Below are 8,709 nucleotides of genomic sequence, written 5' to 3' on the forward strand. Positions count from 1 at the left end.
GGCCCGACGTCCGGCTCAGGCGGGGCAGCCGACGGTGGCGGCCACCAGTGCGGTGTCCGGGCCGAGTTCGGCCAGCACGGTGACGTCGCCGGTGCGGTACGCGTACAGCGGGGGGTTGTCCAGCAGTGGGGTGCCGGCGGCCAGCGGGGCGAGCGCGCCGGCCGTGGCCGAGCCGGGCCCGGCGGCGGACCGTGCGGTACGGGCCACGGCGCCGCCGGGGCACGGCGCGGTGACCAGGTCCGGCGCGGCGTCGGCCGGACGGTCGAGCGCGGTCAGGGCAGCCGTCAGGGCCGTGGCCTCCGGGCCGGCGCCGGTGGCCGGCTTCGGGTCGTAGCCGGCGCCCAGCGGCCGGCAGCCGGTGTCGACGGTCAACCGGAGCCGGCCGTCCCCGGTCGGTCGTCCCTCGACGGCGACGAAGTCCCCGGCGTCGGCGTGCAGTTCCGGGCCGTCCAGGCCGGGGCCGACTCCGGCCCGCCAGGTGGACGGCAGCCGGTCGGCGATGCCGGTCAGCACGGCGCGCTCGGTGCCGGCGGGCGCGAGCACGCCGACCTCGCGGCGCAGCGCCGCGCCGTCGGAGAACGGGGTGACGCGGCAGCCGGCGTTGACCCGCACCGGGCCCAGTTCCAGCAGCCCGGCCGTCCCGGCGGCGCGGGCCAGCTCACCGACCGCCCGGTCGACCACCGGGGCGGCCTCGTCGAGGGAGCGCTGTTCGCGCACCGTCGGCGGGTCGTCGCGGACCGACATCCAGGCGAGCCCGGCCAGCAGGACGGCCCACAGCACGGTCGCGACCAGCAGCCAGCGCCGCCCACGCCGGGCAGGTGCCGGCGCGGCGGGATCGCTCGACGGGGCCCAACCCGTCTGGACAGCACCGCTCACCCGGCCATGGTGTCACGGGCGGTCCGCCGTACCGGAGGCAGCGGTCGGCAGCCGGGGTGACGGCCGAGGGTCAGGCCGGCCGGGGCGGCGGATCGAGCCGGTAGCCGACCCCGCGCACGGTGTGCACCCGCGGCCCGCCCGGCAGCCCGTGCAGCTTGCGCCGGAGCCGCTTGATCGCGGAGTGCAGGATCGCCGTGTCACCGAGGTACGCGCCGGCCCAGACCGCGGCGAAGAGCTGCTCGTGGCTCCACACCACCAGCGGCGGACCGACGAGCCGGGCGAGCAGCTCCCGTTCGGTACGGGTGAGCGGGAGTGGATCGCCGCGCCAGGTGACCAGGTGCCCGGCCCGGTCGACGACCAGCTCACCCCAGCTGACCCGCCCCTGCGGCGGGGCCGGCGGGGTGGCCGGTGTCGAACCGCCCGGCGGTGGGAACAGCATCGCCCGCAGCTGGGCAAGGTCGGCGCAGGTCACGACCGGCCCGATCCCGTCCAGCTGCCGCAGCACCCGCTCGCGCACCGAGGCGTCCGCACTGACGCAGACGACGATCGGGGCCTCTGCGCCGGGCCCGCCGACTCCGCCCGCACCACCCGCGACCACCACCCGACGATAGTGACGTATGCCGATGCGATTCGGGGCCCCGTCCACGCCCGGAATGACGCCACGTCACTGACCAGGCACTGACCGGCGTTATTCACTGAGCACCGTCCGAACCAGCCAGAGCATGACTGTCAGCGGACGTGGGGGTGCCACCCACCCACTCCACCCGCCCCGCTGCGCGGCCGTCCCGGCGGTGCGCGCTCGTCCCGAACCCATCGGGACCCAACGTGGGGAGGAAAAGTGCTCCGACCATCAACCCTGAGGTCCGCTCTCTGGCGGACGACCTGGGGCGCAACTTCGATCTTCGAGCCGACGAGCGCAGCGTCTACGAGATGGTCCGCTGCATTGACTACCTGCTCGGCGATGACGACTGACGGCCCTTCCGTCTCTCCCGATCTCATTGCCAGAGCCAGCGCTTTCGCCGACGACATCACCGCTCGCCTGCACCGGGTGGTGAAGACGGAAAAGAGCCTGTCGGCATTGTTGATGCCTGGCAGGAACGGCGGCCGGGTCATGGTTGGCATCGTCGAGGGAGACGCCTGTACATCGACAATAGGCACCGCCTCGACCTGCTGGTCAAGTTCAACTGCTGCATGGATTCGAGCGGCAGGCATTTGGCCACGGATTCCTCGTGGCTCCATGTGACCTCGAAGGGCGACAAGGCACCGCTGTTTCGCTATGAGTACGTTCGAGACATCCAGAGCGGTGTGCCCTGCGCCCACCTGCACGTACATGGCCACCGCGATGAGTTCGCCTTCGCCATGCAGGACGGGGCACGAGGACGCCCCAAGGCCCGCAAACGCCGGCACGAAGTGCCACGGCTCGCGAAGTTTCACTTTCCGCTCGGCGGGCACCGCTTCCGACCCTGCGTCGAGGACATCCTCCAGGCCGTCGTGGAAGAGTTCTGCGTCGACACCGTCGATGGATGGCGGAACGCGGTGGACGAGGGCCGCGAGGAGTGGCGCCCTCTCCAACTACTCGCGGCGGTGCGCGACGCGCCCAATGTCGCAGTGCGGGCGTTGGACGAGCTGGGCTACAAGATCGTGCCGCCCGACTCCGTACCGGCCGACAACCAGGGCAGGATGCGCGCCTACTGACCGCCTCGCGACGACCGGGGCCGGCCACCCCGGAGGGTGACCGGCCCCGGTCGATCAGAGCAGTGGGTCAGGCGACGGTGACGGTGACCTCGTTGACGCCCCGGCCGGCGGTGACGGCGGCGTCGCCGTTGCCGTGCCGGGACAGCGCCCGCAGCGTCCAGGAACCGGGCGCGGCGAAGAACCGGAACTGGCCGGCCGCCGAGGTGACCACCTCGGCGGTGAACTCACCTGTCGAGTCGAGCAGCCGGACGTACGCGCCCGGCACGGCCTCGTCCGCCGCCGAGCGGACGATGCCCGTGATGACGGTTTCCTTTTCCAGGTCCAGGCTGGTCGGCAGCGGCGCGGCCTGGTCGGGTGCGGCGCAACCCGCAGCGGTGGGAGCAGTCATGGCGGATCAGGCCTCCCCGGGCTCATCGCCGAGCGCGACCGGCACGCCGACGAGCGAGCCGTACTCGGTCCAGGAACCGTCGTAGTTCTTCACGTTACGGTGGCCGAGCAGCTCCTGAAGCACGAACCAGGTGTGCGAGGAACGCTCACCGATCCGGCAGTACGCGATGGTCTCCTTGCCGTCGTCGAGCCCCGCGTCGCCGTAGATCCTGCGCAGCTCGTCGTCGGACCGGAAGGTGCCGTCCTCGTTGGCCGCCTTGGACCACGGGACGCTGATCGCGGTCGGGATGTGACCGGCCCGCTGCGCCTGCTCCTGCGGCAGGTGCGCGGGGGCGAGCAGCCGGCCGGCGAACTCGTCGGGGCTGCGCACGTCGACCAGGTTCTTGGTGCCGATCGCGGCGACGACCTCGTCGCGGAAGGCCCGGATGGAGGTGTCCGGCTCCTGCGCGACGTACTGGGTCGCCGGGCGGGCCGCCGTCTCGGTGACCAGCGGACGGGCGTCCAGCTCCCACTTCTTGCGCCCGCCGTCGAGCAGCTTCACGTCGCGGTGGCCGTAGAGCTTGAAGTACCAGTAGGCGTACGCCGCGAACCAGTTGTTGTTGCCGCCGTACAGGATCACGGTGTCGTCGTTGCTGATGCCCCGCTCGGACAGCAGCGCCTCGAACTGGGTCTTGTTGACGAAGTCCCGGCGGACCGGGTCCTGGAGGTCGGTCCTCCAGTCGATCTTGATGGCGCCGGCGATGTGGCTGGTCTCGTAGGCCGAGGTGTCCTCGTCGACCTCGACGAAGACGACGCCCGGGGCGTCAAGGTTCTTCTCGGCCCATTCGACCGAGACGAGTGCGGTGTCGCGACTCATCGAATCACTCCCTGGTGAGGATGGATGGTGAGCCAACGCGCGAATATCGATGGGTTGAACTGTCGCACCGCGCGCGGGACCCAGCGGAAGGACGGGATCACGGGTTTGTGCGACGGCGCCGCTGCCGGGCGTTCGGTGGGATCACCGGAAAGGGTCGAGGACCCTGCGTGCCGGTGGCCGCCGTCAGGCGGCCAAAAACAGCCCCGCCGTCAGATGACAGGGCGACACAGGCAGGTGGCCACGCGGCACAGGTCGACCGCGCGCCGTTTGGTGAGGTGGGTCCCCATGAGCACGGAGCCTACCAGGCAGTGACCGGGCTGCCACTGGACCGACCACCATCCGGGATCGTCAGGGCTGCGGGGCCGATGGGGTGTCCCAGCGGCCCGGATGATTGACGCGCCGCTCAGCCGGCGGAGTTGATCGGTACGTTCTTCGCGTCGGCGGTGACCGCCAGCCCTTCGGGCAACGGCCGGACCTCCCGGACCGCGAGCTGGAACGGCAGGTCGGGCAGCGGCACGTCGACGGAGATGCCCTCGGCGTACTTGTTCAGGATCGTGCGGGCCAGCGGCAGGTTCGGCAGGCCGGCGGCGTCCAGTTTGCTGAAGCGCAGGGCGACGGCGCCGTTCTCGGCGACGGTGACGTCGGCGGTGCCGGCGACGGTGAACTTCTGGCCGAGGATGTCGACCGGGGCGGTGACGGCGAGCTTGCCGCCCTGCTCGCCGAGGGTGAGCCCGGGTCGGTTCAGCAGCGCGGCGAGGCTCTCGTAGCTGATCGTGCCGGTGCCGTTGACCGTGTCGGCGACGACGTCGCCCTGCCCGGTCCGCAGCGTGTCGAGCGAGGCACGCACGTTGCGGGCGTCCACGTCCAGCACCGGCAGCCGTACGGCGTCGCCCTCGACCGACGCCTGCACGTCCCGCAGAGTGATGGAGATCCGCTCGTACCGCCCGTCCAGCACCTGGGTGAGGAACGGCGTCCCGGCGACCTCGACGTCGGGCTTGGCCGACTGCGCCCCCTGCTTGCTGACCTCCTGGCTGACCCGCTCGGCGATGAGCCGCTCGGCCACGCCGACCGCCACCCGGTCGGCGACCACCAGCAGACCCGCCACCACCAGGAGCAGGACGACCAGGCCGATGAGCAGCTTGCGACCGCGCCGTCGGGGCCGGGCCTCGTCAGCCGGATACTCCTGGGCCACGCCGCCTCCTGTCTCCGCCCGCCGCGATGCGGCGGGACGTCCGAACCGGTGCCGCAGCGCGGCGCACCCGTAGGTACCCGACCGACACCGGCCTCAACCGTAGGCTCAGAGGAACAGCATGCACATGGCGTACGCCGCCGGTGCGGCCAGGGCGAATCCGCCGAGCGGACCCTGCATGTGCCGGGCGACCCACATGGTGGGCGGTTCGCCCGCCATCAGGCGACCCGCCTCCGCGTACCCCACGGCGAGATCGGACAGGACGGCGGTGACGGCCGCGACCAGGCCGATCACCGCGGCCCGGGTCGGCGTGAAGGGTGCCACCAGGTAGCTGCCGAGGAGAGCGCTGCCCAGCGTGCCCACCATCGCGCCGGCGACGACGCCGGCCGCGCCCCGGGGCACCTGCGGGGCCAGCCGGGGCCACGGCAGCACCGCGTCGGTGAGGCGGGCGACGGTCAGCGCGACCCCGCTCGCGGTCAGGCAGACCGTGATCGCCTGGGTGCCGGCCGGGATGCGGCTGAGCACGATCAGGGTGCCGAAGGCCACGACCCCGACCACGATCAGCAGTGTGGCGCCGAGTGAGTCGGTGACCCGGACCCGGTCGACGCGGCGGACCAGCTGGCCGAGCACGGCGGCGAGGAAGCCGCCGACGGCCAGGTAGCCCAGCGGCGCCAGACCGGCGACGTCGCTCTGGACGGCGGCGACGTCAGCGGCAGCGGCGACCGCCGCGCTGATCCCGCCGACCAGCAGCAGCGCGGGTGGGCGCATGGCCATCGTCCAGGCGAGCACGAACAGCAGCTGGACGCCGAAGACGATGAAGGCGAACGGCAGGCGGTGACCCGGCCCGGACGTCTGCGCGCCGAGCACCAGACCCACCCCGAGCAGCGCGGCGAAGCCGGCGATGGTCAGGGCCAGCGGCCGGTGCACCTCCACCGGAGCGACGGGCTCCTCCTCCGGCTCGTCGACCTCGTCCTCGGCACGACGGGCCGGCTCCCCGGCACGGCGGGCCCGGCGCGGCCCACCCCGTTCACGGCGTTCGCCGTCGGCGACGGCCGGTCCGGTGCGCGGCGCGGGCGGATGGCCACGGGTCGGAGCGGCCGGACCCGGGCGGGGACCGTCGGACCACGATTCGCGGCCGGCGTCGGGCGAGGTGGAGGGAAACACGCCCCGATCGTGCCAGATCGGCTGCCCGGCGCGACGGTCACGGGTTTCCGCAACGTTAAAACCTGCGCCGCGATCAGGGGCAAGCTAGACAAACGGGAAATGACTCGGAGGCGCGGCCGAGGCGATCGGTTACGCTCAACGCGTTACCCGCCCGTCAGCGACGCCGGGACCACGCTATTTCTCAGCGCACTCCGCCACGAGTGTGTCTGGTCGCGTGCGGCGTTGCGCCGCCGGGACGGAGGTGATCGTGGAGATCCTGCTGCTGGTGACCGCGCGCGCAGGGGAACCGTCGGCTGTGCTGCCGGCGCTCGACCTGCTGCCACACTCGGTTCGCACCGCGCCGCGCGACGTCCGCACCCTGGTTGCCGGGCCCAGCCCCGACGCGGTGCTGGTGGACGCCCGGTCGGAGCTGAGCGAGGCCCGAGCGACCTGCCGGATGCTGCACGCCACCGGGCTCGGGGTGCCGCTGGTCGCGGTGGTGACCGAGGCCGGTCTGATCGCGCTGAACGCGGACTGGGGCGTCGACGACGTCATCCTCGCGTCGGCCGGTCCCGCCGAGGTCGAGGCTCGACTGCGGCTCGCGGTCGGCCGCCTGAGCAACGCGACCGCCGGCGCCGGCGGCTCGATCCGGGCCGGCGAGCTGACCATCGACCCCGACACGTACGCCGCCAAGCTGAAGGGTCGCCCGCTCGACCTCACCTACAAGGAGTTCGAGCTGCTGAAGTTCCTGGCCCAGCACCCGGGCCGGGTGTTCACCCGCGATCAACTGTTGCGCGAGGTCTGGGGCTACGACTACTTCGGCGGCACCCGGACGGTGGACGTGCACGTCCGGCGGCTGCGCGCCAAGCTCGGCTCGGAGTACGAGTCGATGATCGGCACGGTCCGCCAGGTGGGTTACAAGTTCGTCGTACCGCCGTCGCGCTCCCTGCCCGAGGCGGAGCACGCGCCGCTGCCCGTCTGATCCCCACCCCGGGGCGATTTCCCATATGCCCCTTTTGCGCGGCTCGCCAGTCCTATTCTGACTGCCGGGTTTGTCGGAAAAGGGGGCGACGGTGCGGGCAGGTAGCACGGGGGCGAGGGGCCGGCGCGTCCGGCCAGCCGGGCGGAAGCCGTGACGCGGGTCAGCTCGACCGCGCGCGCGGCAGTGATCGTGACGGCGGTGGTGGCCGCCCTGCTCGGCTCGGCGTACGTGCTGGGCCGCAGTCTCGTCCCCGACCAGACCCAGCGGCACGCCACCGGCGTCACCACCGAGGGCGACGGGCCGCACTACGCCGACCAGACTCCCGAAGAGCCCCCGACCGGCGCCCCGACCGGCGCCCCGACCGGTATCCCGACCGCGGGCCAGAGCGCCGGCCCGTCCGAGGCCGGCCAGGACGGCTCGGGGCAGAGCGCCAGCGGCGACAAGCTGTTCGGCGCCCACACCGAGACCGGCAACGCCCGACTCGCGCTGACCTTCGACGACGGGCCGGACCCGCGCTACACCCCGCAGGTCCTCGCGATCCTGCGCGAGTACGACGTCAAGGCCACGTTCTGCGTGGTGGGCGAGAACGCCCAGGATCATCCCGACCTCATCCAGGCGATCGTCGCCGACGGCCACACCCTGTGCAACCACTCCTGGCACCACGACGTCTCCCTCGGCAACAAATCCGCCGACCAGATCCGCGCCGACCTGGTACGCACCAACGAGGCGATCCGGTCGGCGGTCCCGGACGCCCCGATCGTCTGGTACCGCCAACCCGGCGGCGCCTGGACGTACCCCGTGGTGTCGGTGTCGCAGCAGCTCGGCATGACTCCGCTGCACTGGTCGGTGGACCCGTCGGACTGGCAGGCGCCCGGTGCCAGCAAGATCGCCGCGACCGTGCTCGCGCAGGCGGAACCCGGTGCGGTGGTCCTCATGCACGATGCCGGCGGCGACCGGCAGGGCACGGTCGACGCGCTGCGCCGGATCCTGCCCCAACTCAGCGCGCGATACGAGCTGGAGGCACTGCCCACCGACCCGACGTGAGCTACGACCCCCTACTCGGGCGACAGTCCGGGACGCCCGAGACGCAGCGGCTACGGTGACCCAATGAGCAGCGCGGAGCCGACCAGCGACCAGGTGACCCGGACCGACCGACTGGCCCCGACGGAGATCGCCGGCGTGCTGGCCCTGGCGCGTACGGCGGGCGACACCGACGGCGCGGACCCGCTCAACGAGCACGTCCTGCTCCGCCTGCGCGATCCGGAGGCGCCGGCCGTGCACCTGCTGGCCCGCGCCGACGACGGCACCCTCACCGGGTACGCCCACCTGGACACCACCGACCCGGTGGGCGGGATCGGGGTGGAGCTGGTGGTGCACCCCGCGTACCGGCGGCGGGGCACCGGCCGGGCGCTGGCCCGGGGCGTGCTCGCCTCGGCCACCGGGCCGCTGCGGGCGTGGGCGCACGGCGACCACCCGTCGGCGGCGGCGCTCGCCGTGGACCTCGGGTTCACCCGGGCGCGCGTGCTCTGGCAACTACGCCGGCCGTTGGCCGCCCCGCTGGGCGAGCCGCGCCTGCCCGAC

At 72.8% G+C, this 8,709-nt stretch carries 12 protein-coding genes; 5 read left to right on the top strand and 7 right to left on the bottom strand.

What is annotated here, in order from left to right; translation table 11 throughout:
* Positions 1 to 15: 15 nt before the first annotated feature.
* Both ABZU46_RS19860 and ABZU46_RS19865 read right to left on the bottom strand, forming a co-directional pair.
* Entirely contained in the window at positions 16 to 780 is a 765-nt protein-coding gene (locus ABZU46_RS19860; RefSeq protein ID WP_354859860.1) for a hypothetical protein, read from the bottom strand.
* A gap of 166 nt (positions 781 to 946) precedes the next feature.
* Positions 947 to 1,423 (bottom strand): winged helix-turn-helix domain-containing protein, encoded by a 477-nt coding sequence (locus ABZU46_RS19865; RefSeq protein ID WP_354859862.1) that lies wholly within the window; start codon positions 1,421 to 1,423, stop codon positions 947 to 949.
* 278 nt (positions 1,424 to 1,701) lie between these two features.
* Between ABZU46_RS19865 and ABZU46_RS19870 the strand changes: the two genes are divergently transcribed.
* Positions 1,702 to 1,848: a hypothetical protein gene (locus ABZU46_RS19870; protein WP_354859836.1), complete on the top strand. Its 147-nt coding sequence runs from the start codon at positions 1,702 to 1,704 to the stop codon at positions 1,846 to 1,848.
* Positions 1,849 to 2,115: 267 nt separating this feature from the next.
* Entirely contained in the window at positions 2,116 to 2,571 is a 456-nt protein-coding gene (locus tag ABZU46_RS19875; RefSeq protein WP_354859838.1) for a hypothetical protein, read from the top strand.
* A 67-nt stretch (positions 2,572 to 2,638) separates the two neighbouring features.
* Here the strand turns inward: ABZU46_RS19875 and ABZU46_RS19880 are convergent, their stop codons facing one another.
* From ABZU46_RS19880 to ABZU46_RS19900, 5 genes are all read right to left on the bottom strand, one after another.
* Positions 2,639 to 2,959, bottom strand: a complete 321-nt coding sequence (locus ABZU46_RS19880) for a DUF1416 domain-containing protein (RefSeq protein WP_354859840.1) — start codon at positions 2,957 to 2,959, stop codon at positions 2,639 to 2,641.
* Positions 2,960 to 2,965: 6 nt separating this feature from the next.
* A complete protein-coding gene (locus ABZU46_RS19885) occupies positions 2,966 to 3,814 on the bottom strand; it encodes a sulfurtransferase (RefSeq protein ID WP_354859843.1) in 849 nt (282 codons plus the stop codon).
* A 209-nt stretch (positions 3,815 to 4,023) separates the two neighbouring features.
* A complete protein-coding gene (locus ABZU46_RS19890; RefSeq protein WP_310503780.1) occupies positions 4,024 to 4,101 on the bottom strand; it encodes an Ms5788A family Cys-rich leader peptide in 78 nt (25 codons plus the stop codon).
* A gap of 116 nt (positions 4,102 to 4,217) precedes the next feature.
* Positions 4,218 to 5,006 carry a DUF2993 domain-containing protein gene (locus ABZU46_RS19895; protein WP_354859846.1) on the bottom strand — a complete coding sequence of 263 codons (789 nt, stop codon included), beginning with the start codon at positions 5,004 to 5,006 and terminating at the stop codon, positions 4,218 to 4,220.
* Between the two features lie 105 nt (positions 5,007 to 5,111).
* Positions 5,112 to 6,167, bottom strand: a complete 1,056-nt coding sequence (locus ABZU46_RS19900) for a hypothetical protein (protein WP_354859849.1) — start codon at positions 6,165 to 6,167, stop codon at positions 5,112 to 5,114.
* A gap of 241 nt (positions 6,168 to 6,408) precedes the next feature.
* On the opposite strand from ABZU46_RS19900, the gene ABZU46_RS19905 reads away from it, so the two are divergent.
* The 3 genes from ABZU46_RS19905 to ABZU46_RS19915 all read left to right on the top strand — a co-directional run.
* Positions 6,409 to 7,128, top strand: coding sequence for a response regulator transcription factor (locus tag ABZU46_RS19905; RefSeq protein ID WP_179781168.1), 720 nt, complete (start codon positions 6,409 to 6,411; stop codon positions 7,126 to 7,128).
* A 189-nt stretch (positions 7,129 to 7,317) separates the two neighbouring features.
* The gene (locus ABZU46_RS19910) at positions 7,318 to 8,172 is read left to right on the top strand and encodes a polysaccharide deacetylase family protein (RefSeq protein WP_354859851.1); all 855 of its coding nucleotides are present in this window, start codon (positions 7,318 to 7,320) and stop codon (positions 8,170 to 8,172) included.
* 63 nt (positions 8,173 to 8,235) lie between these two features.
* Positions 8,236 to 8,709, top strand: a 474-nt coding sequence (locus tag ABZU46_RS19915; RefSeq protein WP_354859854.1) for a GNAT family N-acetyltransferase, incomplete at its 3' end; no start/stop codon positions are given.

This window comes from Micromonospora sp. NPDC005197, assembly GCF_040608295.1.
In the GTDB taxonomy this organism is placed as follows: Bacteria; Actinomycetota; Actinomycetes; order Mycobacteriales; family Micromonosporaceae; genus Micromonospora.